Genomic DNA, 24,185 nt, shown 5'->3' with positions numbered 1-24,185 from the left:
GCTTATGAAAAAGTTTTTCTTTTCATTGATTGTGTGCCTCTTGGCAATGACGCAAGTCTATGCTCAGAGGACGGTATCCGGTAAAGTCACCGACGACCTTGGTGAGGGTTTACCCGGAGTGAATGTGGTGATTAAAGGCACCACTACAGGGACTACAACTGATATAGACGGAAATTATCGCCTTCAGGTTAATGATGGTGATATGTTGGTGTTCTCTTTTGTAGGTTTCGAAGCTCAGGAGATCAACGCCGGAACTCGTTCAGTCATTGATGTGACGATGGGTGGTGCAACAGAGCTCCAGGAAGTAATAGTGGTAGGTTATGGTGAGTCCACAACCAAAAAACTTACGGGATCAATTGATAAAGTTGATGCTAAAAAATTCGAACAAGTACCGCTACCAAGTTTCGATAATATTCTGCAGGGCAATGTTGCCGGGCTTAACGTTCAGGGAACCAGTGGAATGCCAGGAGGTGCAACCAACGTTAGGTTAAGGGGAATCGGGTCAATTAATGCCGGAAGTGCTCCATTATACGTTCTTGATGGTGTACCTATTAATGTAGGAGATTTATCAAGAGATCAGCAAACAGCTAATGCACTTGCATCGCTCAATCCAAATGATATTGAGAATGTAACAGTACTAAAAGATGCGTCAGCTGCGGCTATTTATGGATCCAGGGCAGCAAATGGTGTTATTATCATTACTACCAAGAAAGGAAAGCCAGGAACCACCAAGTTTACTTTGAGGGTTCAGCAAGGTTTCTCTGAAAGAAGAGATGATCCATTTGATGTAATGAACTCTGCGCAGTTTACAGAGTATATGCGTGAGGCGGTAATTAATACCGGTGGAAATCCTGATGATGCAAGTAGTGCATCTACGTATTTCCCGATTGTTCCAGATACTGTAGACACTCCATGGCTTGATCTTGCCTTCCAGGATGGTTCATTGAAAAGCTATGAATTATCAGCTAGTGGTGGGGATGAAAAAACAAGATTCTTCATTTCTGGATCATTTTTAGATCAGGAGGGTATTGCTGTACAAACGAAATTGGAAAGATTCTCATCTCGTTTTAACATCGATCACTCGGCTACAGAGAAACTTACTTTTGGAGTTAATCTAACTATTTCGAATGCAAAGCAAAATGGTAGATATGGTGGAGGCACCTCTTTTGGTGACCCAATTTATGGAGGAATGTACCTATCTCCTCTTTATCCAATCTTCGCTAGTCAGGAGCAAATTGATAATGGTGATGATAGAGGAACAGGTTTTAACTTCAATACACCAGGTTTTTCCAATCATAACATCGTAGCTACACAAGCTTTATCCAACAACGTTGCAAATTCATTCAGAACAACCGGAAAGGTATTTTTGAATTATGATATCCTGGACGGTCTCACATTTACTCAAAGTGTAGGTATGGATATGGTAAGAATTACAGAAGATAGCTGGACCTCTCAAAATCACCCTGATGGAGTAAATGATGGAGGGTTTGTTACTGCTGTATCGACGCTAAATAGAGACTATGTAATCACTAGCACACTGAATTATAATACATCTTTCAACGATGTACATAATGTATCAATACTTGCCGGTAATGAGTTTCAAAATGCAAACCGAGAGTCAATTGATGTCACAGCTAATAACTTTCCTTCTGATAAGTTAAGAACTATCAATTCAGGGGCAGCAAATTTTGGCTATGGTGCCTTTGGTACTGAATGGGCCATATGGGGAGTTTTCTCAAGAGTTAATTACAACTTTGATGAGCGCTTTTTTGTAGATGTAAGTGTAAGAAGAGATGGATCATCCAGGTTTGGTGCTAATAACAGATTTGCTACATTTTATTCGGTAGGTGCAGGTTGGAATATTGCTGATGAAGATTTCTTCAATGTAAGCTTTGTTGATCAGTTAAAAATTCGAGGTAGTTATGGTACCTCTGGTAACCAGTCCATTGGAAACTTCGACTCAAGAGGTTTATACCAGTTTGGCTCGTATAATGGTCAGTCTGCTAGTTTCCCTTCACAGTTGGATAACCCGGATTTAACCTGGGAACAAAGCCAGCAATTGGATATTGGAATCGATTACTCGTTATTCCAGGGAAGACTATCAGGTTCAATTGACTATTACAATAAGGAAACTACCGACATGCTTCTTGACGTACCAATATCAAGAACGACAGGTTTTACCACTATAGATCAGAATCTTGGCACCATGGTGAATAAAGGTTTTGAATTCACTGTAAGCTCTGTTAACGCTCGAGTGGGTGATTTCTCCTGGGCAACTGACTTTAATTTATCAATTAATGATAATGAAGTTACAAGCCTCCCAGATGGAGCCGACGTTATCAGTGGCAATAATATCCAACGTGTGGGTGAGAGTGTTAACTCTTGGTACTTACCAGTCTATGCAGGTGTAAACCCAGCTAATGGAGCTCCATTATGGTATGATGAAGACGGAAACGTTGTAACTGCCTATGGACAAGCTGATCGTCAGATCGTTGGCAATCCGGTAGCTAACATCCTTTCAGGAATGACAAATACATTCCAGTACAAAGGGGTCTCTGTTTCAGCTTTCTTCTTCCTTAGCCATGGAAATGAAATCTATCGAAGTGTTTCAAGATTTATCAATAGTGATGGATCTAGATTCGGTAGAAATCAAAGTACTGAGCAGCTAAGAAGATGGCAACAACCAGGTGATGTTACCGATGTTCCAATTATCAAGCAAGGAAATACTGATGGTGGTAACAATGCTTCAACCAGACAAGTACATGACGGTTCATTCTTAAGATTGAGAAATGTAACAGTAGCGTATAACCTTCCATCGACTATGGCTTCCAAGCTTAAGCTTACCAGTGTTAGAATCTATGCTCAGGGTCAAAATGTGAAAACATGGACTAAGTACCCTGGATTAGATCCGGAAGTGGGTGTTGGTGGTGTCGATTTTGGACTGTATCCACAGCCTAGATCATACACAGTAGGTATTGATATTGGATTTTAATTAAAACTCAAAAAGTATGAAATCATATAATAAACTATATAAAATCAGCCTTGCCTTGCTTGTAGCATTAGGTATAAGCTGTTCAGATCAACTTGAGATTGAGCCTCAACAATCTGTCTCGACAGATGCCGCGTTTGAAACAATCAACGATTTTGAAAACGCAGTAATTGGCCTTTACTCAGGATTACAAAGTGGGAGCTATTATGGAAGAAACTTCCCTGCTTTAATGGATGCATCTTCCGACAATGGTAACATTCCTGACGGAGCAGGTGCCAGACTAACTATTTATTACACATTGGAATTAAACCCAACTAATACGACAGTTAGTAATTGGACTCAGGCCTATAATGTAGTAGGAAGAGCAAATCAGGTAATCAATCGAATTGATGAAATTCCTGGTGATCAAGGACGTAAAGATCAATTGAAGGCAGAAGCACTATTTGTTAGAGCACTTTGCCATTTTGATTTGATGAGAATTTACGCTCAGGATTACAACTTTGTTGCTGGCTCTACGCATCCCGGTATTCCATACATCATGACAAATGAGATTGGTACACCTGCGAGAGATGATGCAGCTACTGTTTTCTCAAATATCATGGCGGATTTAAATAGTGCTCAGTCTCTTATGGTAAATGCAACAGACGCAAATGCCGATAGAGCAAGCACAATGGCTGTGGTAGGATTGAGAGCTCGAGTAAACTTATACATGGGTGACTATACTGCAGCGTTGAGTGATGCTAATACCGTAATCAATAACGGTGGATATACTTTGATGAACTACACCGTAAATGGTGGGCTTGTTGAAGAGTGGGCTACCGCAACTCCTAGTTCTGAAGCTATCTTAAATATTTATGCAAATAATACCAACGATAGCAACTATCCAGGATTAGAAGGTTTAGCATCTATCTATAATAGAGTAGAAGGTTACGGAGATTTGGGTCCAAGTCAGGACATTTTGAATCAATACGACGCTGCTGACTTCCGAAATGCATGGTACACCAATGTAGGCGGTGTTGACTTTGTACATAAATACCCTGGTAATGATGGTAATCAGCGCTTCTTCAACTATCCTATACTTAGACTGAGCGAGATGATTCTAATCCAGGCAGAATGCTTAGCCAGAGATGGTCAAACTACTGCTGCTCAAAATTCAATAAACCTCATTACTGCCAGAGCGAATGCTCCGGCAATTAATAGCACAGGTAATGCCTTATTGGATGACATTTTGGAAGAAAGAAGAAGAGAGCTCGCATTTGAAGGTCATAGATATGGAGACATCAAGCGACTTCAAATTGATATTGACCGAGGTTCCGGATGTACGCTTACAAACGGTAATTGTGTTATTCCTTATGGGGATAAATTATTTGCATGGCCAATTCCTCAAGAGGAAATTGATGCCAATCCAAATATGACGCAGGATAACCTTTGGGCAGCATTCTTGGGTAGTTAATTAATCAATTTAAAGAGAATAAAATGATGAAAATTATAAAAAAGTTATATGTACTGTTGCTAGTGGCCATTTTTGCCCTTGCAAGTTGTACTGAAACGGAAACTCAAGCTGTTCTTACAGATAGTTTTATTGCATTCAGTAGTTCCTCAGGTACTATTCTTGAGAATAGCTCTGACTCATTGGTTGTTGAGGTGCTTTTAGCAGCTCCATTGCAATCATCTGATGTAACAGTGGATTATACGCTGGAAGTAGTAGCTGGAAGTGCTAGTGATTACACAATCTCAGATAATTCCGGAAGTTTAACTATTCCAGCTGGAGAGTCCAGTGCAAGTCTTGAAATAAGACCTGTTGATAATGTTTTCTCTGATGGTGATAAGGAGTTAGTATTCACTATCACAAATGTCAGCGGTGATTTCACGATTGGTCTTCCAGGTCCGGATAAGAACAATTCTGCAATTACAGTGACCATTGGTGATGATGATTGTCCGATAGATCTTACTGCCTATGTTGGTGAGTGGGTATATATCGATGCAGTGGGAACTGCGAATAGTTGTTGTCCGGGAGGCTCACTAAACGGATTTGGATTTCCAAATTCAGGAGGTAATGCTACTTTGACTGCTGATCCATCTGATCCGTCAGGTACTACAGCCATACTATCTGGAGGTCCTTTTGGCAGTGACTACACCATCAAGTTCCTGACATGTCCGCAAGAGGTAATCGCTCTTGGCACTACAGCTTCATTTGTAGGTGTTGGTGCGTGGAATATGCCTCAAGGACAAACTAATGGTGTCTATACAGAAACCACTATTTCCGTAGTTGGAGGCTTAGGAGGTAATGGTGATTTTGAAATGATGTTTGAGAAAAACTAAACCATATTAAAATTCAAAAAAAGGCATTGTATTCCAATGCCTTTTTTTATGAAATATCAACTATGAAAACAATTCAAAAAATACCCTTATTTATTCTGATATTCATTCCCATCCTTGCAAATACACAAGGGCTTACAAGTCTTACAGGTGCGGGAACACGGCACGATATAGAAACATGGCTGAAAAAAAATCAATTAAGATCATACAATGAAAACTCATCTGTATTAGGTGAAAAATACCTATTTGAAGATTGGAGAGAAGGTAATGTTATTACTGCTGAGGGGCTTACACTAAGGGGAATTAGTATCAAATACGATCTATTAGAAGCTTATTTGATATTAAGGGTTAATGATACACACGCCTTGCTTGACGCAAAAGGTATTGAAGAATTTGAAATAATAAATGGTCAAAATACTCTGAGTTTCAGAAGTGTTGAGTTTGGAGGAAAGAAGCATTTTGTTCAAGACCTCTTTAATGGCAAAACCATCGCGCTTTTAAAAAAACATTCAGTAAGACTTGAAAGAAAAGATCCCGGAAATCAAGCATATGGAAGTGGGGTAGCCTATGACGAATATGTTTCTAAGAAAGAATACTTTGTTATGAAGGATAAAGCGCAGATCATACCCATTAAACCATCTAAAAGAGTATTGGTAAAGTTGTTTAAAGACCAGGAAGAAAAAATTAAAGCATACATAAAGAAAAATAGCCTTGACCTAAAAGAGGATAATGATTTAGGTGAATTATTCGAATACTATGAAAACATTAATTAAAAACTATTTACTAACTCTTATTATTCTTTTGTCAGCTTTCTTATTGAAAGCTCAAAATGAAGAAAAAGAGTGCGGGACTATTTTAACTGGAAAAGACGAGATACTCATAAGGTCGAACCTAATTCCACTTAACAGGCTGAGAATATCAAATGAAAACCAAAAACTTGCGATCAAGGCGCACATCATTCGAAGGTCTGATGGCACTGGAGGTCTAACCGAAGGACAACTTATAACCGCTCTTGCAAAAGTGAATGATTTTTATGCTAACGCGGGACTGGAGTTTTTCCTTTTTGGAGAAATAGATTACGTGGATGATGACATTTTTTTTGATTACGAGGCTGATCAAGAAGACGCATTAGCAAGCAAAAGAGATCTAGCCAACGCGATAAATATTTACTTTGCAAATAGTGTCACATCTGGCTCAAGTGCCCTATGTGGGTATGCATATTTCCCAGGTAATCCCGATCGGATTTTGATGGATAATGGTTGTACAACAAATGGAACTACGCTCTCACATGAGATAGGTCATTACCTTACATTATATCATACACATGGAAAAACTAATAATGGCACAACTGACGAGTTGGTAGACGGTAGTAATTGCTCTACCGCTGGCGATGATGTGTGCGACACCCCTGCTGATCCCAATCTGACCGGGAATGTAAATGATCAATGCCAATATACCAGCAATGAACGAGACGCTAATGGGGACTTATTTCAGCCAAACACTGAAAACATCATGTCTTATGCCCCACAGAATTGCAGAAGAATATTCACTAGTGGTCAATATGAAAGAGCACTTTCGGGATATCTTAGTTTCAGAAGTTACTTAATACAAAAGCCTTTTATTTCTGACTTTGAGGTACCACAAAGTATTGTTTGTATAGGAGATGAAGTACCGTTCACCAATCTCTCAGAAGGAGATTATGAAAGTGTGGAATGGGAGTTTTCTGGTGGAGACCCCACTTCTGCTGACTCAGATAATCCTGTTACCTCTTACTCAGCTGCCGGATTCTATGATGTTACGCTTACTACTTATGGTGAAGACGGCAGCACTGATACAAAAACCATTCAAAATGCGATAAAAGTTGAAAGTCCGAATCCTGAGATAACCGCTCTTAATGAAGGTTTTGAAACCAGCTTAATTTCTGATTACAATATTCATACTCCGGGAGATTCAAAAAGCTTTTCCATTGAGCAAACGGGTTTCGAAAGTTCACAATCTCTATCGATGGGTTTTTATAATTATCAAAGTGCCAGAACAACTGACTATCTCATTTTTACTCCATTGGAAAACCCTGGACAAATGGATTACATATTAAGTTTTGATTATGCGTTTACCTATTTCTCGGATGGAGTTTCAGAGCGAATCGATGAGATTAGAATTCTCTCTAAAGGATGTGGTGACTGGACTGAAGTCTGGAGGGCAAATGGAAAAGAGAATGCTACCGCAGATTCAAAGAGTTCATCATTTTCACCTGATAATGAAGAGTGGACATGTGTGGAGGAATATCTCCCATTCGATCCTGACACTGACTTTGTGCAGATAGTCATTGAGGCTAGAAATAATAATGGTAATAATTTCTTTATCGACAATATCAAGGTCGAATATGCCGATGATATTGTTATTAGAAATCTGCAGATAACAAACGAAAAATGTGCGGGAGATAGAAGCGGTGAAATTGTCATTGACGCAAGTTTTAATGGAAATGAGATACTGTATAGTCTGGACGGTCAAGACTATCAGTCTTCCGGAACATTCTCAGAGCTAAGTGCTGGGGAGTATACCTTGTTTATCAAAAGCGGAGAACGAGTCATTAATGAAGTGGTGAAAGTTACAACTCTTAGCCAGTTACCAGCTAGTCCTGTAATCATCTTCTCAAATGATGAATTAAGGTTACTGTCCAGTGCTTTCGAAATTGAATGGTACTATGAAGGCGAGCTGATAGATGCAAGTGGGACAACACAAATACCTTTCTCGGGAAATGGGGATTATTATGTAATTGTCAGAAATGAGGCTGGGTGTGAAAACATTTCGGATGTGTTTACAATACTTGGGGCTGAAATTCCTGAGGATAGGTTAATTATTTATCCAAATCCAGTGAAAGACGTCTTAAATATTGAAAACGGCAATCATGGATTACTAAAAATTACCGATTTATCGGGGAAGGTTTTGAAATCATTGGAAATCACTAAAACAGCATCTACAGTAAACTTGTCTGATTTATCAGAAGGCCTATATGTAGTAACATTAGAAACTGCTGAAAAGAGTATTAGAAACATCATTTCAATTAGAAAATAAATCAAGTGTCGTATAGGGAACAGTCCAGCGATATAAGCTATAAATTTAAAATGAAAATCAGGCAATAATTAAGTAAATTAATGATGTAACTCATTGATTATGAGATTATTGAAATTAATATTTTTATTATTATCTATCCTTGCCTGTTCCAGTGATGATCAGGAAATAATTGACCATGATCATGAGCCAGAAATTCCTTTAGGGGACAATTGCAATCTTGTATCAGGTTGGTTAATTGATCCCTCATTGATTATTGGGGGAGGAGTTGGAAAAGATGGGATACCATCACTCGATGATCCAACATTTATTTCAAGGGATGAAGTCGATTTTTTGAAAGACAATGAATTGGTCATCGGTATCAATACCGGTGATCAAACTTTGTTATTTCCTCATCGCATCATAGACAGACACGAAATTGTAAATGGTCAGGCTGATAACTTTAACTATACAATGACCTTTTGTCCGCTCACAGGTAGTGCGATAGGATTTTGTCGTGGTAGTGATGGTTCATTTGGAGTGAGTGGGCTATTACATAACTCAAACCTGATCTATTTTGATCGGAAGAACGACAGTCATTGGTCTCAGATGTTACTCACCTCAATTAGAGGTCCCTCTGTTTGTAAAACCATCAATGTCCTTAATCTCATTGAGATGACCTGGAAGGAATGGAAGCAGCAATCTATTGATTTTAAAGTCTTATCCATAAATACCGGCTTTGATAAAGACTACTCTCAATCTTTCAGTGAACTGATTGAACTCAATGACACTCCCCTATGGCCATACTCGCCCCAGGATACTCGTTTAGAAAATTTTGAGCGCGTTTACGTGCTTTTTATTGATTCCAGGCCTAAAGCGTATCCTCTAAACGCAGAGAACTCGCTTTCCATCATAAAAGATACAATCCTTGGCACCAGAGTGATCTTGATCACCTATAATGAAGCTGGGCTTATTACAGCTTTTTACGATGAAGGTGGAGAATATTCAATAGAAAGTCAAAGTGAAGGAATCATTATCAGAAAACAAAACAAGAGCTGGGACATCTTTGGAAAGTCCTTTAATGATGAACATGAGGATTTAACAAAACCAAATGGGTATACGGCATATTGGTTTTCAGTGGGTGCTATGTTTCCTGGGATTGAATTGTACAATCAAGATGGAAAGGATTAGTCTTACCCTATTCACTCTCTTGTTTTTATTTACCGAATGTCTGGCTCAAAATTGTTGTTCAGGTGGAGTTCCTTTATCCTCTAACATCGGCATTGTCCCCACATCCAAAAGCAATTTTCAAGCAGCACTTGTTGGCGATATTAATTACCTAAAGAGAGTCATGCGTGGGAGTCAAAGGGTGGATGATCGCATTAGAGAAAGAAGAACAACCTCTCTCCTTTTTATAAGCAGTTATTCTATCTACGAAAGAATATCGGTGGATTTGACGTTATCCTGGGTCCAACAATTTCGCAAAATAAACGGCTTTTCAGGTCAAATTAACACGGAGCAATCTTCGGGAATAGGAGATATTGCCATTCTTGCTAAATATCGATTTTTAAAAACAGAAAAGACTGGATTTGATGGATTTGGAGGGTTAGGCGCAAAATTAGCAACAGGAAAAACAAATCAATTGAACAAGGATGGTATCCGACTAAGTCTTGATATGCAACCTGGTTCAGGTGCATTTGACAAGCTATTCTGGTTGTACTTTCAGCAAGCTTTACCAGAGAACAGAATTAAATTTTTAACATCTTCTCTATTTCAACTTACCGGAACTTTTAAAGAATATAACTTAACCCAGAAATATAAAGTTGGCAATAGTTTAGTAAGTCGTTTCGGAATAATAAAAAATTTGACAGTCGCCAATCAGCTCATTGATTTTTCACTCGAATTTTTATTTAGAAAAAACTGGATAGATATAGTAGAAAATCAAAAGCTTCCCAACACCGGCGGACAATGGATATTCATCAAACCCGGACTAATTTGGAGCTTTAATGAGAGCCTTTCCATCAATTTAGCTACTGAAATGCCGATTTATTCAGAAGTTGTTGGAGAACAGCTCTCATCTTCAAGTAGAGTCATACTTCAAGTCAATTTTAGCAGTCCTAGGAAACAATTCGACTAACGATATGAGCAAAAAAACTTTTTAGGGCTGGTATCTAAGAAATACTTAAAATCCTTTATTAAATGAGATTGATCATAGTATCCGCATCGATAAGTAAGTTCTGTTAGACTTTGATCCATATCGTTCAGGTATGACTTAATAAAGCAGTTGATTTTCTCAATCTTGCAATACTCCTTCGGAGTTAAACCCACCTCTTTGTTAAAATGCTGTTCCAGCTTCGATTTACTAATGTTTAAAGAGGAGTATATCTCTTTTATAGATATTGTACCACATGAGTCTTTTATGTACTCCATAGACTCTAGAATGGTCAAGTTATGGTCATAAAGATCATAAGAAAGATTACTTAGCTCCTCGATAATACTGCTAGCTTCATACTTATCCCTAGATACAGATAAGTCCATAAGAGAATTCAATTGAACTGATGAGATATTGATTTGAAAAACACCATTCGCTATCTCAGCAAAATTGGAAGCAATCTTTTTCGCATAAATTGGATTGATTTTTATAATTAAAAGCTTAGTCCTTTCATTCAAAGAGATATTAGCTCCACGTCCTCGAGGCATCAAGAAATATCCGTTTCCGCTTCGAATGGAAAGAGATCTTACGCATCCAAGGCATTGGAAATCAACATTTCCTCCTAATGGTATAAAAATCTCTGCTTTGTTGTCTGGAACCAGTATTTGATTTCGGCTATCATCTTCCGAGTCAAAGAGAAGTATCTGTTCTGCAATAGCTAGTTCCTGTAGTAGTCCTGTGTTTTGAGTGTACATTCTGGTGATATTTGTTTTCAACCAAAACGTATTAAGCAGGTACACTACTTATTGATTTTCAGGTACATATGTTAACAATCGTGATTCTTTATATAAAGGATCACGATTTTTTACACTTACTAAAAAAATGGATAGGGTTTATATTGTTAAGACTGTTTTACTGCACGAAATTGTGTCGGAGACATTCCTGTATCACTTTTAAACGCATTGTAAAAAGAAACTTTGTTAGAAAAACCACTTTCGTCAGCAATAGCTTCAATGGTGTAATGATCAAAGTTTCCTCCAGTAAGTAGCTCCTTAGAATGCTCTATTCGAAACGAATTAATGAACTTGTTGAAGTTTCCGCTCCCAAACTTGTTAATGGCTCTTGATACCAGGCGTTCATTGAAGGAGAGTTCATTTGATAAATCTGATAGTTTGAGATTCTTATTCAAGTAGTATTTCTCATTTGTTATAAGCTCAATAGTCTTATTGAAAATCTCTTTCAATTCCTCTTCATCAAGATCTTCCTTACCATTACCATTTGTGGCTTTGGGCCGGTATTTGGTATACCAAATGAGCGCTATCCCAAGTATGGTAAAGCCTATTGCTATCATTATCCAGTTCACATTGAGTTTATTGTATTAAAACAAGTGATAAAGCTAACAACCCCCATTGGGGAGAAAAATCTTCTTTTTTACAGTTTATCGGTTTCAGCCTTTTTTACAATTATCAAATAGGGTCCTAATCTATTCTTGTATTCCTCTTCATACTTAACAGAGGGGTTTCGGGTTTTTATCCGACCCCTCTTTTTTTTTAGTCCTACCAACAGCTTTTTGAACTATTCCAAGATTACGATTAAATAATTTGGAGTTATTTCAACATACAGAACAAGGAATACTTTTTTTACGTTAAAAAATGTAGATTTGATTCAACAATCAGCTTATATGTCAACCATGGAAAAGAAGAAAAGAGACAATTGGCTCAATTTCAAGAATATCATCCACTATGCGTTTGATGATATGTGGACAAGCATGTGGCGTTTTCTTTTAAAGAGACAAAACAGATTTCATCGGCATCATGCTCATCATGAGAATGATTAAAGATGACCAAACAATAAATTAGAGAAGCTGGCTTTTGCCAGCTTTTTTTGTTTTAAATAATTTCACCCTCACGCAACCATTAGCTAACTAGCTGCATCTACCCCATGAAGGTCAAAACCATGCTGCGAATTAATAAATCACTAACCGAGGAAGAATTGCTGGAAGGCTGCCGTAAAGGTAAATCTTCAGCGCAGCGTAGTTTATATGATCGACTTGCTCCTAAAATGCTAGGAGTATGCCTCAGATACATTAGAGATAGGGAAGAAGCAGAACATGTAATGATCGGAGGCATTGTTAAAGTTTTTGAAAAACTGGATCAATTTAAAAGTGAAGGAAGCTTTGAAGGTTGGGTGAGGCGAATAATAGTGAACGATTGTTTGATGTATATCCGGAAAAATCGGAATATGTCGCTACAAACCGAAATAGAAAACGTTTCTAACAGCCCCAATCTAAGTGTCATGGAAGATGCACTGGATCAGGCAGACCTTTTAAAAATGATTGGAGAATTACCTGTTGGATACAGGACAGTTTTTAACCTCTACGCAATAGAGGGATACAGCCATGCTGAGATAGCGAAGCAGTTAGATATCAGTGAAAACACTTCAAAATCTCAGTTGAGTAGAGCCAGAAAGTGGTTACAAGCCAGACTGGCAGAATTAGAACAAGAATTAGAAAATAATATTACCAATGGATCAACAAAACATTGATCGGCTATTCAGAGAAAAACTAGACCATTTGGAGGTCACTCCTACTGCTAATGCATGGTCTCAGGTTGAGAAACAGATTCGACAGAAAAAAACACCAGTAATTTATTGGGTGGCGGCATCAGTATCTCTTTTACTTATTTCCTGGATTGTATGGCCATCATTTCAAAATCAAGCCTTTACTCCAATAGCCGGTGAAGTTAGCCATCCGGTATATCAAGGTGCTCCAGAATTTGTGGTGCCTGTTCTAGAACAGAACAATAAAAAAGAGGAAAAGGCTAAACCTGTACAAGTTCAGAGGGATGTAATCCCTCCAACTCAATTTGCTAAAAATAAAGCAAGTAAGGAGCAGGAAATAATGGAAGAACTACCTCTAGTTGAGGTTGACTCCAAAACTACGGTAGCAGAAGCGGAGATAGAAAAGCCTTTGATAATTGATGAAGTGATAGAACAATTGAATAAACCGGAATTCCGAGCTGTCAAGATTACGTATATCGCATCAGCTGGAAATAATTCTTCCACTCAGGTACAAAAATCAGATTCTACCGGAGCATTGAAAAAGTTTATCGCATTTGCAGAAAAGATTGATCCGGGAGATGTTTTAGCCGACATCAAAACCGCGAAGGACAACCTGTTAAATGGTGGATTTAAAAATAAAAAGGACAAAAACTCATTATAAATCAAAGGACATGGAAACTATATATAACATACAAGCTAAAATGAAATCGATATTTACTCTACTCATGGTAGCGCTGATATTGCCAGCTACTGCATATACGACAGATCCTAAGGATCCAAAACAAGATACTGTCATCATAGAACTTAACAATAACAGTAAGATTGTGATTGTGACTAAAAGTCGTGAAGATCTTGCTACTCTGGAAAACTATGATATAAACCAGATGATCAAAGATTTAAACAATCAATTATCTGACAGTGTGGAGTATATGGAGATTAAAGATGGGAAAGCATACGTAAATGATGACGATGAAGTAGAAATGAAGGATTGGAAAATAAATGATGATGAAGTCAGAATTAAATTAGGTGGTGTCGAGGTAGATGTTGATCCGAATGAAGTGGATGATTGGGATGAAGATGATTGGGAAGATCGCAAAAAAGTAACCTACGAAGCAGAGAGAGCAGACAGAACCACCCATCATTTCAATATCGACATTGGCTTGAATAACTGGCTAGAGGATGGCAAATTCCCTGATGCTAATAACTCCCCATACTCCGTTAAACCGTTTGGCTCATGGTATGTAGGTTTGAATAGTACCAATCGGACATGGGTTGGCGGCCCTATTTTCCTTGAGTGGGGGCTAGGAATAAACTGGTATAATTGGAAATTGGAAGATACCGACTATGTTATCCAAGAAGGATCTGAAAGGATTGAATTCAACCAGGTACCGAATGCGATTAGTGGACAAAAAAGTAAGCTCACAGCTTCATACATCAATGCCACGGTTGTTCCAATGTTTGACTTCTCAAGAGGCAGAAGAAAGATTACAAGTATTGAATCCGGTGGAGTTCGAATCAAAAAATACTCAAGAAAGGGCTTTAGGTTCGGTTTAGGTGGATATGCAGGATATAGAATTGGCAGCCATACAAAATATAAGTTCAAGGAAAATGGTAGCAATGAAAAAGATAAAGAAAGAGATAACTTCTTTTTGGAGAATTTTCGGTACGGTTTACGAGCTCAAGTGGGATGGAAAGGTGTAGAGCTATTTGCCACTTACGATTTGAACGAGGTGTTCTCTCCAAATAGAGGTCCGCTTAATAGTGATGGAAATAGCGCGAATTTAAATGCTGTCAGCTTTGGAATCACCTTATAAACAATTAAGAATCAGCTGAAAAGCACTGCCGCGATGGCAGTGCTTTTTTTATGCAGTATCATGAAGCTTTTGTCTATCAGCTTTAGATAAGCCCATATCTCTGACAATCTTATCTTCCGAAGGCCTTAAGAATGAGTATTGAATTAAGACGCCAAAATAGGCCAGTACAAATAAGAAAGATGGCTGAATCCACATTGCTAAAACAGAAATCATCCCAGCACCAGCCAAAATAAAGTACTTATACAAGTTTTTCTTTTTAAACTCTTTGAGCTTCTCATCTACTGTCATTCTATCATCCAGGGCATAACTCACTCTTTCTCCTTTCCATACATACCACGAAGCATAACCTATCACCCATATCAATTGAGCAATCAAGATGAAAAACGGGCTTGAATAGCTTACAATAGTCTTTTCAAATCCAGTGTCCCACTCCAGGAAGAAAAGACAGAATGGCACAAGGTTGAGAGCTATGGTCCCATGATAAAGCTGATAAATCTGATGATGATAGTTCTTCCAATTGAGGGTTTTTGTAGCCATGTTACAAAAGAATAAAATTATTCTTTCACAACCATTTTTAAATTATCATCGTATATTACAATGATATCATTTTAATATCATTCAATATTTTCCAGATGAAAGCACTTCTTACAATTACATTGATAGCAATTTGCAGTCTTACTTTAGCTCAGGATTTTACTGAGAAGCGGGTGGAACTTGGAGAATTGAAAGGGACACTAAGTACGCCCAACAAAAAAACTAAAACTGCCATTCTCTTAATCGCAGGATCAGGTCCTACGGACAGAAATGGAAATAGTGCAATGGGTTTCACTAATAACTCCTTGAAAATGGTTTCTGAGAATTTAGCTACAGCTGGATATGCAGTATTGCGATATGATAAAAGAGGTATAGCAGCAAGTAAGAAGGCTGTGGATGATCCTGCAAGCATTAGGTTTGATCAATTTGTCGATGATGCAAGAAGCTGGCTCAATTTTCTGAAAAACGAAGGCTACAAAAAGTTAATAATAGCCGGACATAGTCAGGGTTCCCTCGTTGGGATGCTGGCAGCTCAAAACAATGAAAATGTCAAGGCATTCATCTCAATATCAGGCCTTTCTGAAAATGCAGGAGACGCAATTGTACGTCAATTAGGTGCTCAGTCAGAAGAGCTAGCCATGGATGCAAGAATAAATATTGATTCAATGAAATCTGGGTATAGTGTGAACAAATACAGCCCCTATTTGATCTCTCTGTTTGGACCTGCAATCCAACCGTTCTTAAAATCTTACATGGCTTATACTCCGAATGATGAAATTAAAAAGCTTTCTATCCCGATTCTACTAGTTAATGGGTCAACAGATATACAAGTTGGTATAGATCAAGCGCAAAGTCTAAAAGAATCATATCCCGATGCTGAATTAATAATCCTTGAAGGTATGAATCATATCCTAAAAGATGCACCACTTGACCCTGGTGCCAATATGGCTACTTATAACAACCCAGATCTACCCCTAAGTGATGGGTTGATGTCTGGTATAATCTCATTCATTCAAAAACTTTAAAATAGATCCGATATGCAAACTCAAGAAAAAACTCATAAACCCGCTTCAGGATATCTGGCACTATTCATCAACTTCGCTCTGATAGGTGGATGTATTGCCATGACAACCATGACAAAACAACCTATTTGGCTTCTTATTTTGGTTCCATGGTTACTGATGATACCTGGGCTCTTCTATGTCAACCCCAATGGCTCCAGAGTATTGGTCCTATTCGGAAAATACATAGGCACTGTGAGAGAAAATGGTTTCTATTGGGTCAACCCTTTTTACGCGAAAAAAAGAATTAGCCTGAGGGCTAGGAATTTTGATAGCGAACGCATCAAAGTAAATGATAGCATTGGTAATCCGATCATGATATCAGTGATTTTGGTTTGGAGAGTAAAAGACACTTTTGCCGCTGCGTTTGAAGTTGATGATTACGAAAATTTTGTGCGTGTGCAAACAGATGCTGCAGTAAGAAAACTGGCAGGTACTTATCCATACGATAATTTCGATGATGAACTGGCTGACGTGACTTTACGCTCTGGCATAAAGCAAGTGAATGAGGACCTTGAGCAAGAACTTGAAGAACGACTGGCGATTGCTGGAATAGAAATTCTTGAAGCCAGAATTGGCTACTTGGCGTACGCGCAAGAAATTGCCAGCGCCATGCTAAGAAGACAACAAGCTACAGCAATCGTGGCAGCCCGTCACAAAATTGTGGAAGGTGCAGTAAGTATGGTGGAAATGGCATTAGATCAATTAAAAGAAAAAGAAGTGATTGACTTGGATGAGGAAAGAAGGGCAGCAATGGTTAGCAATTTAATGGTTGTATTATGTGCTGATAAGGATGTCGCGCCTGTAGTTAATTCTGGGACACTAAACCACTAGCAATAATGAGTAATCACAAATTTTTAAAGCAAAAAGCGTTTGAAAAAGTGGAACGATTTGAAAAGCGATTGCAAGAAACAGTTAGTCAAGGCTGGCGTGTAAATAGCTTCGCATCAGATCATGGATCAATTATCGTAATGTTAGAGAGATAGTTATGAAAGGAAAAATCATATTTAAGGAAGAGCAAAGTTTTGTTGGAACTTGGATGTGGTATCTGGTAATAGGCATAGCGTTTTTTTCTGTCGGGGGTACCATCGTAGGTTTATACTTCACACAAGATAAAGAGGGGATTATTGGGTTGATCATTGCAGCTTTAGTGACTGGAGCAGTCATAGCTTTACTCTTTACTTCAAAACTTTATATATCTATTGATCAAAATAATCTTTACTACCGATACCCTCCATTTGTGAGTACTGAGAAAATCATATCTAAGGATGACGTAAAAGAAATATATGTTCGAAAATATAAGCCTATCCGGGAGTACGGTGGCTGGGGATACAGGCTTAGATTAAGGTCTGGAAGAGCACTAAATGTTTCAGGTAATATGGGGCTTCAGCTAGTAACCAAGAATAACAAAAGGATTCTATTAGGAACCCAAAAACCAGAAGCGTTGAAGCATGCAGTGAGGCGATTGAAAGAAAACTGGGGACTAGATGGCTAAGAAAAAACCATTTGCGCTTCGATTAAATGAGGACACGATGAAAGCATTGGAGAAGTGGGCTGCTGATGAATTTCGCTCCACTAATGGGCAAATAGAATGGATCATACATAAAGCACTCAAAGAGAACGGTAGACTGAAAGACAAATAGGCCGATCTAAGATCGGCCTATTTGTTATAATTAGTTTTGGTATTACTGCCCTACAAAAAACATAGCATTCACCATCAACAGCTTTCCATTTTGCCAGAAAGATCGAAATAATGGATTGTCCACAATATGGACAATCTGCCCCCTTCCTTTATTCTCCACTCCAAAAACCAACGATTCTGCCATATCCTCTTTTGCGTATTGCCCGGCAAATCCGCTAAGCAAATCCTCTTTCTTCATGACGATTCCTACATTATTACCATCTAGATAAGCTACTCGACTTGACCCGGTTTTAAGGGTATAATAAGTTTCATCATACCCAAATGCCAATGGGTTGGTATTATCCATTTTAACCTTATAAATGGCTCCTGGAGCAAACCCTTTAATAAACTCGCGCTCTTGTTCCTCATATGGCACGAGTCTCGCCGTTTCCTCTCTCTCTTTACCCTCTTTTTCGGCTTCCTTCTTTGCTTCATCATCCACGTAGGCAGATAAAGAAGAGTAATCTGAATCTTTCAGTTTGTTGAGGGCTCCTTCAACTGCAATCAACTTACCTCCTGCCGATACCCATTCCATGATTTTCTTCATCTCACGCTCCCCAAAGCTTCCATACCAACCACTTTGCATAATGAGGACATCATATTTAGCTAAATCAACACGACTGAAATAGTCTGTCCCGAGAATTGAGACAGGATATTCTAGTTCCTGCTCCATGAAGTGCCAGGTCGCACCAAAAGCCAAAGACGAAGTACCTTCATGACCTAACAAAGCAATCTTCGGCTTCTTAAGATACCGAACCTCCGATGAACCAATATCTGGTCCTCCATCCATAAATCCAGTTTGAATAATTGAAAGTCTTCTTTGATATTGGTTCGCTATTTTGATAATCCGGTCTTCGAAATTTGAAATGGCCTTATTATCTCGTTTTGCAATAATCAAACTACCCCTTCCAAAAGATTCACCCTTATAATTCATAGGCTTTTCTGTAAATCGGATTTTCACACCTTCTTTTAGTAATCCTGCTAGCAATCGGGCATCATCCATGCTATTCCACTTACTAATATAAGCGTAAACTTTATCCGGAGCATCAGCAGGGTTAAATGTTACTTGTTCTACTTTATTAACAGTGATATTTTGAGTTGAAGCATAGGCTTGAATTCCATAGGCATAGGGAACACCCCATGCCGTAATATCATAGGTCACCGAATCAACTAATTTAGTTTTAGGCTCAAACAGGATATGGGCCAGCGTTGCTTTTGGTTGGTTGGTGCTGATGACTAAATCATTCTCAGAGATTGAAAAATCAGAACTATTACCTGTCTTATAATCGTACCCTTTTAATCTTCCGCTGGACGAGCCATATTCAATTCCCTGGTTATCAAGCCAACTCTTTAGCGAATTGAATTTATCTGCATTTCCATCGTATTTCAATACAAATGTTTTGTATTTCAATCTGGAATTGTCTCCAAAAAATTGACCAAATTCATCAAGTAAGCGTTCAGCGTTATTGACAGCAATTTCAATCGTGGAAATCCCTGTTGTATAATGATGCTGTATTCGATCTGATAGCGTCAATGTATCTCCCTCCTGTTTGATAATACCCAATCCTGCTCTGCCATGTCCTGCCTGCTCATAGGTCATCCCAATAGCCCCATTATAGGTTGGGTAGGTGTCACCATAGCTGGGATAGAGTAAATCAAAAAACTGTTTTGTGAAATAGAACCAGTTATTTTCATCAAAATATTTGGCATGATTTCTACCTATTTCTTCCTGAAAATCTCTTTGAAAACCCGTTATCAATTCATGATAAGGTTGCGCTGCTGGTGCAAAATAGTAAGGTGAATTGATGCCTTGCTCGTGAAAGTCAACATGGATTTGTGGCAACCAGCTATTATAAATCTTAATCCGGCTCTGGGATTCAATTTGCGTCTGCCAAGCCCAATCTCGATTTAAATCAAATAGATAATGATTGGCCCTACCCCCAGGCCAAACCTCATTATGCTCTATGGCATTGGGATCTGGATTATAAGGTTGGCCACCATATTGCCAAAAGAAATTCACGTATCTATCTCTCCCATCAGGGTTAATGCATGGATCAATCGCGATTACCACTTTATCAAGCCAAGGTTCTTTATCAGACCCACCTCTTGCTAATTCATAGATTGTGGCCATAGACGCCTCGGTTGAGGAAGACTCATTTCCATGTACATTGTAGCTTAACCATACTATTGGAATATTGGTATTTGGGGTTCCCTCTTCTATCCCAGCCCTTTTTAGATTGTCCAACCTTATCTGCTCAAGGTTTTTTAGATTCTCCGCTGAAGAAACAAAAGATATTAAAAGCGGACGATCTTCATATGTCTTTCCATATTGTTGAAGGGTTACCTTTTCTGAGTTCTCGGATAAATAGGTAAAATAATCTACTACCTGATGGTGTCTGGAAAATTTTTCGCCTAGTTCATGGCCTAAAAATTCTTTAGGACTTTGGACCTGGGCAAAAATTACCAACGGGAGATAAGATAGTATGCTAAATAGTGTCTTCATCTGCTCTAATTTTTGTCACCAAAATAAACGATAACCAAGTTCAAATAACCAAAAAAGTGTTGGACGGTGATTTCATTACACCTCTATAGAGGTTATATTTGAATAGCCGGCTAATTTAAATATGAACTTCAACCAACCAGCAGTTGCTCTACTCGCACTGACACTAAGTTTTAATTTATCCGCTCAGGTTTCTGTCATTGACAGTCTTAAGCATGAAATAGCTGTGTCTGAATCCGACACAGCTAAAATCACACTATATATTGAATTAGCGTATGAATCAGTAGACTCAGCTCAAATTGAAGCTGCGAGAATCGCTTATCAATTGGGGAGACAGGTAGAAGATGCCTATTATAAAGGAAGGTCTGAGGTGATATTTGGCCTATTCTACACCTACATAGACCTGGACTCAGGAATGGTATTAATGTCTGATGGAATCAAGACATACCTGAATAATAATCTAACCAAGAAAGGAGCATCAGCGCTATGGGTAAAAGGGTTGATTTACGAATCCAATAATAATTTGGATTCTGCAATTGCCGCTCAAACTAAATCTTTTCAAGTAGCAGATCAAAATGACCATTTTGAAATAAAGGCTGATGCGGCTTCTACATTAGCCTCTATTTTGAATGTGAGAGGTGAGAATGTAAGTGCATTGCGATATGGTTTAGAATCACTAGATGCTTATAAAGAAGCCAACATGAAAGAAGAGGTTGGCCAGACTCATAATCTCATAGGTATTATTTACGATCAAAAAGGACTATACTCAGAAGCTTTAGATCACTACCTACAGGCCAGAGAAATTGCGATCGAAGTAGATGACGTGGAAGAAGAAATTCTGATCAATAACAACATGGGTGTGATTTATGATAATATGGGTGATAGCGAAAAATCACTTCAATATTATAGTGATGCCCTTGAAAAAGCTCGAATTCATGATTTAGAAGATAGTGAGGCCACCCTTTTAAATAATCTTTCATACATTCATTTAAAAAAGGGCGACACGACCAAAGGAATTGAATACCTAAGAAAATCCTTGAGTATAGATATGTCAGACTATTACCCTTGCTTCGAAAGCTATCCACTTGAAGGTATTGGTACTGTATATGTTAATCTTAACAGATTAGATTCAGCTGAATATTTTTTGAACCGTGCTCTGGCTACCGCAGAAAAGTGCGAAGATGTAGTTGTTTTGACGTCTGTTTACAAAAGTCTAGGTATTTTATATACTAAGCGAAATCAAAGAACTAAAGGATTATCAGCCCTCAAGAAATCTCTTGAAATCAGTCAAAACTCCAAATTCATAGTTGAAACAAAGGCATCACTATTTGAACTGTACAGGTATTACAAATCAACTGGTAATAGTACAGAGGCTATGCAATATTTGGAAAGATATCAAGTCTTAGCTGACTCAATTTATGAGGCTAAGAATGTCGAGAAAGCAACTCAATTGGCTTCTGAATATGAGTTCCGTAAGCAGGTAGCCTTATTGGATCAGGATCGGCTGGAAACAGAGAAGCGTTATACGGAAGAAATCGAAGCTAAGTCTAAGGAAAATAGACTAGTACTTCTAGCTTTAGTTTTATTCTTCCTTTTAGCCTTAACTCTTGCTCGATCCTATTTCTACATTCAAAAACAGAATAAAAAGCTTAAGTGGTTGAATGACGAAAAGAATAAGTTAATGGGAATAGTTGCTCATGATTTACGAAATCCATTAAACATGATTATTGGCTTAATGCCCCTGTTTCAGGGTATATCTGCGCAAAAGAAAGATAAGAACCTTGAAAAATACTTGGAGCTACTAGAGATTTCCTCAGAGAGAATGCGAAATATGATAGATCGGGTGCTTGACATAAGTGCAATTGAGAATATGAAGGTTAATCTTAAAAAGGAAAAAACTGAACTATCAAAACTAACTCATGAATCCATTCACAATTTTGACATTATAGCTTCTCAGAAAGAAATAAAAATCACAGATAATATTGACAAATCGGAAGAGAGATTTTCAAATGTTGACTCAAATTACCTCGTACAGGTAATAGATAATTTATTATCAAACGCAATTAAGTTCTCTCAGAAAGGAAAGCAAATTGAAGTTTCACTTACAACCCAAAAAGATAAGCATGTTATCAGTGTCACGGACGAGGGGCCAGGGATTAGTGAAGAGGATCAAAAGATTTTGTTTGAATCATTCAAAACTTTGAGTTCAAAACCGACTGCTCAAGAGCGTTCGACCGGTTTAGGCTTATCCATAGCCTATAAATTCATCCACGCGATGGATGGTGATATAAAGTGTCACAGCAAGGTGGGTGAAGGCACGACTTTTGAGTTAATTTTTGATAAGGTTTAACCCATCTCAACTCTAACTCTGTCGGTCAGAGGTTTTCCGATACAAGTAAGCACATAACCTTCATCAAGCTCATCTTGAGATAAGCCTTCGGCTTCATCTATACTCACCTGACCTTCAACGCATTTACCACGGCAGGCAGTGCACAATCCACTTTGACAGGAATATGGCATATCCAAATCATTAGCAAGTGCGGTATCTAGTATTGAAGCATTTTTCTTTACTGTTACAGAATATTCCTCACCATCTAGTAAAATCGTGACCTCACTTTCAGAATCGCCCCCCTTATCGATGATTGTGTCTGGTGAAGTCTTTCCCGCTTCAAAACTCTCCATTCTGATATTACCAGCTTTTACGCCAACTAAATCAAGACCTTTTGAAACCACATCCATCATGGGTTGAGGCCCACAGATATAATATTCAGTTTGATCACTTACACCTATATCTTTAGTAATCTCACCAATCATTTCCGGAGTTGGTCTTCCAACATAATCCGCTTCTCCCTCTTCCAAAATATGAATGACTCTAAACCTTCCTTCATATTTCTTTTCCAGATCAGATATCAATTCCTTGAAAATAACAAACTCTTCCCTCCTGTTTCCATACACCAAAGTTGTTTTACTTTTTGGCTCTTTTATGAGTATAGACCTGATTATAGACATAAGTGGTGTGATCCCACTACCTCCTCCAAGAAAAACAGCATTTCGATTATTGCTCTCATTGTATTCAGTAGTGAACATACCCATTGGTTCCATGATTTCCATCTGGTCACCGGCCCTGGCGTTATCGTTCAAATCATTGGACATGGCTCCACCTGCTACTCTTTTGACAGTTACTGCAGGATTTGCATCCTCGAAAGGTGTTGTGCATAGTGAATAAGCCCTTCTTATCTTTTTACCATTTACCTCTTTAATGATGGTAATAAATTGACCTGGCTCATAATCAAAAGATTCAGGCTTTTCAAAAACTAAATTAACCGCGTCCTTAGCCACATTTACGACCTCCTTTATGGTCAAAGTCTGGTACCTGTCGTCTTTCCTGTTTTTCTTTTTCTTGAATAATGAAAATGCCATATCGTCAATTTTAAGGGCGCAAAGATAGGTCTAGAAGGTAGGTCAAGCAAGTAAACTACCCTTCTTCAATTTAGCTTCGGCAAGTAAACATGATGAGGTACTTTT

Annotated in this window: 22 protein-coding genes; 17 read left to right on the top strand and 5 right to left on the bottom strand. The window is 38.3% G+C overall.

Going from position 1 to position 24,185, the window contains the following annotated elements:
* The first annotated feature begins 4 nt into the window (after window positions 1–4).
* From ACO05G_RS01970 to ACO05G_RS01940, 7 genes are all read left to right on the top strand, one after another.
* Window positions 5–2,992, top strand: coding sequence for a SusC/RagA family TonB-linked outer membrane protein (locus ACO05G_RS01970; RefSeq protein WP_421764454.1), 2,988 nt, complete (start codon window positions 5–7; stop codon window positions 2,990–2,992).
* A 16-nt stretch (window positions 2,993–3,008) separates the two neighbouring features.
* On the top strand, window positions 3,009–4,442 hold the full coding sequence (locus tag ACO05G_RS01965; RefSeq protein WP_421764453.1) for a RagB/SusD family nutrient uptake outer membrane protein: 1,434 nt from the start codon (window positions 3,009–3,011) through the stop codon (window positions 4,440–4,442).
* 23 nt (window positions 4,443–4,465) lie between these two features.
* Window positions 4,466–5,311 carry a hypothetical protein gene (locus tag ACO05G_RS01960; RefSeq protein WP_348282707.1) on the top strand — a complete coding sequence of 282 codons (846 nt, stop codon included), beginning with the start codon at window positions 4,466–4,468 and terminating at the stop codon, window positions 5,309–5,311.
* 62 nt (window positions 5,312–5,373) lie between these two features.
* The gene (locus ACO05G_RS01955; protein WP_421764452.1) at window positions 5,374–6,081 is read left to right on the top strand and encodes a hypothetical protein; all 708 of its coding nucleotides are present in this window, start codon (window positions 5,374–5,376) and stop codon (window positions 6,079–6,081) included.
* Window positions 6,065–8,383, top strand: a complete 2,319-nt coding sequence (locus tag ACO05G_RS01950) for a T9SS type A sorting domain-containing protein (protein ID WP_421764451.1) — start codon at window positions 6,065–6,067, stop codon at window positions 8,381–8,383. Before ACO05G_RS01955 ends, ACO05G_RS01950 begins: the two co-directional genes overlap by 17 nt.
* A 99-nt stretch (window positions 8,384–8,482) precedes the next feature.
* The gene (locus ACO05G_RS01945; protein ID WP_421764450.1) at window positions 8,483–9,550 is read left to right on the top strand and encodes a DUF3179 domain-containing (seleno)protein; all 1,068 of its coding nucleotides are present in this window, start codon (window positions 8,483–8,485) and stop codon (window positions 9,548–9,550) included.
* Window positions 9,537–10,496: a hypothetical protein gene (locus ACO05G_RS01940; RefSeq protein WP_421764449.1), complete on the top strand. Its 960-nt coding sequence runs from the start codon at window positions 9,537–9,539 to the stop codon at window positions 10,494–10,496. Before ACO05G_RS01945 ends, ACO05G_RS01940 begins: the two co-directional genes overlap by 14 nt.
* Here ACO05G_RS01940 and ACO05G_RS01935 read toward each other — a convergent pair.
* Both ACO05G_RS01935 and ACO05G_RS01930 read right to left on the bottom strand, forming a co-directional pair.
* Window positions 10,493–11,266, bottom strand: coding sequence for a helix-turn-helix domain-containing protein (locus ACO05G_RS01935; protein WP_421764448.1), 774 nt, complete (start codon window positions 11,264–11,266; stop codon window positions 10,493–10,495). The genes ACO05G_RS01940 and ACO05G_RS01935 overlap by 4 nt on opposite strands.
* A gap of 146 nt (window positions 11,267–11,412) precedes the next feature.
* Window positions 11,413–11,874 (bottom strand): helix-turn-helix domain-containing protein, encoded by a 462-nt coding sequence (locus ACO05G_RS01930; RefSeq protein ID WP_421764447.1) that lies wholly within the window; start codon window positions 11,872–11,874, stop codon window positions 11,413–11,415.
* 327 nt (window positions 11,875–12,201) lie between these two features.
* On the opposite strand from ACO05G_RS01930, the gene ACO05G_RS01925 reads away from it, so the two are divergent.
* The 4 genes from ACO05G_RS01925 to ACO05G_RS01910 all read left to right on the top strand — a co-directional run bounded on the left by ACO05G_RS01925 (window position 12,202) and on the right by ACO05G_RS01910 (window position 14,884).
* Entirely contained in the window at window positions 12,202–12,348 is a 147-nt protein-coding gene (locus ACO05G_RS01925) for a hypothetical protein (protein WP_348282702.1), read from the top strand.
* A gap of 104 nt (window positions 12,349–12,452) precedes the next feature.
* Window positions 12,453–13,055 carry an RNA polymerase sigma factor gene (locus ACO05G_RS01920; RefSeq protein ID WP_421764446.1) on the top strand — a complete coding sequence of 201 codons (603 nt, stop codon included), beginning with the start codon at window positions 12,453–12,455 and terminating at the stop codon, window positions 13,053–13,055.
* Window positions 13,036–13,731, top strand: coding sequence for a hypothetical protein (locus tag ACO05G_RS01915; protein ID WP_421764445.1), 696 nt, complete (start codon window positions 13,036–13,038; stop codon window positions 13,729–13,731). Before ACO05G_RS01920 ends, ACO05G_RS01915 begins: the two co-directional genes overlap by 20 nt.
* Before the next feature lie 10 nt (window positions 13,732–13,741).
* Entirely contained in the window at window positions 13,742–14,884 is a 1,143-nt protein-coding gene (locus tag ACO05G_RS01910) for a hypothetical protein (RefSeq protein ID WP_421764444.1), read from the top strand.
* 48 nt (window positions 14,885–14,932) lie between these two features.
* On the opposite strand, the gene ACO05G_RS01905 is transcribed toward ACO05G_RS01910, so the two are convergent.
* Window positions 14,933–15,421: a hypothetical protein gene (locus ACO05G_RS01905; protein WP_421764443.1), complete on the bottom strand. Its 489-nt coding sequence runs from the start codon at window positions 15,419–15,421 to the stop codon at window positions 14,933–14,935.
* 95 nt (window positions 15,422–15,516) lie between these two features.
* Here ACO05G_RS01905 and ACO05G_RS01900 point away from each other — a divergent pair, with 95 nt between their 5' ends.
* Genes ACO05G_RS01900 through ACO05G_RS01880 form a run of 5 tightly spaced genes read left to right on the top strand, consistent with a single transcriptional unit; the run spans window position 15,517 to window position 18,122 of the window.
* The gene (locus ACO05G_RS01900; RefSeq protein WP_421764442.1) at window positions 15,517–16,443 is read left to right on the top strand and encodes an alpha/beta hydrolase; all 927 of its coding nucleotides are present in this window, start codon (window positions 15,517–15,519) and stop codon (window positions 16,441–16,443) included.
* Window positions 16,444–16,455: 12 nt separating this feature from the next.
* Window positions 16,456–17,313, top strand: a complete 858-nt coding sequence (locus ACO05G_RS01895; RefSeq protein ID WP_421764441.1) for an SPFH domain-containing protein — start codon at window positions 16,456–16,458, stop codon at window positions 17,311–17,313.
* A 5-nt stretch (window positions 17,314–17,318) separates the two neighbouring features.
* Window positions 17,319–17,465 carry a hypothetical protein gene (locus ACO05G_RS01890; RefSeq protein WP_421764440.1) on the top strand — a complete coding sequence of 49 codons (147 nt, stop codon included), beginning with the start codon at window positions 17,319–17,321 and terminating at the stop codon, window positions 17,463–17,465.
* Between the two features lie 2 nt (window positions 17,466–17,467).
* On the top strand, window positions 17,468–17,974 hold the full coding sequence (locus tag ACO05G_RS01885) for a hypothetical protein (RefSeq protein ID WP_421764439.1): 507 nt from the start codon (window positions 17,468–17,470) through the stop codon (window positions 17,972–17,974).
* Window positions 17,967–18,122 (top strand): Arc family DNA binding domain-containing protein, encoded by a 156-nt coding sequence (locus ACO05G_RS01880; protein WP_348282693.1) that lies wholly within the window; start codon window positions 17,967–17,969, stop codon window positions 18,120–18,122. The genes ACO05G_RS01885 and ACO05G_RS01880 overlap by 8 nt, the downstream gene beginning before the upstream one ends.
* A gap of 42 nt (window positions 18,123–18,164) precedes the next feature.
* Here ACO05G_RS01880 and ACO05G_RS01875 read toward each other — a convergent pair whose 3' ends face one another.
* Window positions 18,165–20,663 (bottom strand): M14 metallopeptidase family protein, encoded by a 2,499-nt coding sequence (locus tag ACO05G_RS01875; protein WP_421764438.1) that lies wholly within the window; start codon window positions 20,661–20,663, stop codon window positions 18,165–18,167.
* A 121-nt stretch (window positions 20,664–20,784) separates the two neighbouring features.
* On the opposite strand from ACO05G_RS01875, the gene ACO05G_RS01870 reads away from it, so the two are divergent.
* Window positions 20,785–23,010 (top strand): tetratricopeptide repeat-containing sensor histidine kinase, encoded by a 2,226-nt coding sequence (locus ACO05G_RS01870; protein ID WP_421764437.1) that lies wholly within the window; start codon window positions 20,785–20,787, stop codon window positions 23,008–23,010.
* Here ACO05G_RS01870 and ACO05G_RS01865 read toward each other — a convergent pair.
* Window positions 23,007–24,080, bottom strand: coding sequence for a 2Fe-2S iron-sulfur cluster-binding protein (locus ACO05G_RS01865; protein WP_421764436.1), 1,074 nt, complete (start codon window positions 24,078–24,080; stop codon window positions 23,007–23,009). The genes ACO05G_RS01870 and ACO05G_RS01865 overlap by 4 nt on opposite strands.
* Between the last annotated feature and the right edge of the window lie 105 nt (window positions 24,081–24,185).

This window comes from Ekhidna sp. (assembly GCF_965227465.1).
Classification (GTDB): Bacteria; Bacteroidota; Bacteroidia; order Cytophagales; family Cyclobacteriaceae; genus Ekhidna.
The sequence above is the reverse complement of the archived record's forward strand: the minus strand, read 5'-3'. Positions and strand labels throughout refer to the sequence as shown.

Bases quoted from the DNA above. Each gene is read 5' to 3' on its own strand.
- ACO05G_RS01870 (WP_421764437.1), top strand. From the start codon at position 20,785: ATGAACTTCAACCAACCAGCAGTTGCTCTACTCGCACTGACACTAAGT.
- ACO05G_RS01955 (WP_421764452.1), top strand. From the start codon at position 5,374: ATGAAAACAATTCAAAAAATACCCTTATTTATTCTGATATTCATTCCC.
- ACO05G_RS01905 (WP_421764443.1), bottom strand. From the start codon at position 15,421: ATGGCTACAAAAACCCTCAATTGGAAGAACTATCATCATCAGATTTAT.
- ACO05G_RS01920 (WP_421764446.1), top strand. From the start codon at position 12,453: ATGAAGGTCAAAACCATGCTGCGAATTAATAAATCACTAACCGAGGAA.
- ACO05G_RS01945 (WP_421764450.1), top strand. From the start codon at position 8,483: ATGAGATTATTGAAATTAATATTTTTATTATTATCTATCCTTGCCTGT.
- ACO05G_RS01890 (WP_421764440.1), top strand. From the start codon at position 17,319: ATGAGTAATCACAAATTTTTAAAGCAAAAAGCGTTTGAAAAAGTGGAA.
- ACO05G_RS01875 (WP_421764438.1), bottom strand. From the start codon at position 20,663: ATGAAGACACTATTTAGCATACTATCTTATCTCCCGTTGGTAATTTTT.
- ACO05G_RS01925 (WP_348282702.1), top strand. From the start codon at position 12,202: ATGGAAAAGAAGAAAAGAGACAATTGGCTCAATTTCAAGAATATCATC.
- ACO05G_RS01970 (WP_421764454.1), top strand. From the start codon at position 5: ATGAAAAAGTTTTTCTTTTCATTGATTGTGTGCCTCTTGGCAATGACG.
- ACO05G_RS01885 (WP_421764439.1), top strand. From the start codon at position 17,468: ATGAAAGGAAAAATCATATTTAAGGAAGAGCAAAGTTTTGTTGGAACT.
- ACO05G_RS01965 (WP_421764453.1), top strand. From the start codon at position 3,009: ATGAAATCATATAATAAACTATATAAAATCAGCCTTGCCTTGCTTGTA.
- ACO05G_RS01940 (WP_421764449.1), top strand. From the start codon at position 9,537: ATGGAAAGGATTAGTCTTACCCTATTCACTCTCTTGTTTTTATTTACC.
- ACO05G_RS01935 (WP_421764448.1), bottom strand. From the start codon at position 11,266: ATGTACACTCAAAACACAGGACTACTACAGGAACTAGCTATTGCAGAA.
- ACO05G_RS01910 (WP_421764444.1), top strand. From the start codon at position 13,742: ATGGAAACTATATATAACATACAAGCTAAAATGAAATCGATATTTACT.
- ACO05G_RS01880 (WP_348282693.1), top strand. From the start codon at position 17,967: ATGGCTAAGAAAAAACCATTTGCGCTTCGATTAAATGAGGACACGATG.
- ACO05G_RS01895 (WP_421764441.1), top strand. From the start codon at position 16,456: ATGCAAACTCAAGAAAAAACTCATAAACCCGCTTCAGGATATCTGGCA.
- ACO05G_RS01900 (WP_421764442.1), top strand. From the start codon at position 15,517: ATGAAAGCACTTCTTACAATTACATTGATAGCAATTTGCAGTCTTACT.
- ACO05G_RS01915 (WP_421764445.1), top strand. From the start codon at position 13,036: ATGGATCAACAAAACATTGATCGGCTATTCAGAGAAAAACTAGACCAT.
- ACO05G_RS01865 (WP_421764436.1), bottom strand. From the start codon at position 24,080: ATGGCATTTTCATTATTCAAGAAAAAGAAAAACAGGAAAGACGACAGG.
- ACO05G_RS01960 (WP_348282707.1), top strand. From the start codon at position 4,466: ATGATGAAAATTATAAAAAAGTTATATGTACTGTTGCTAGTGGCCATT.
- ACO05G_RS01950 (WP_421764451.1), top strand. From the start codon at position 6,065: ATGAAAACATTAATTAAAAACTATTTACTAACTCTTATTATTCTTTTG.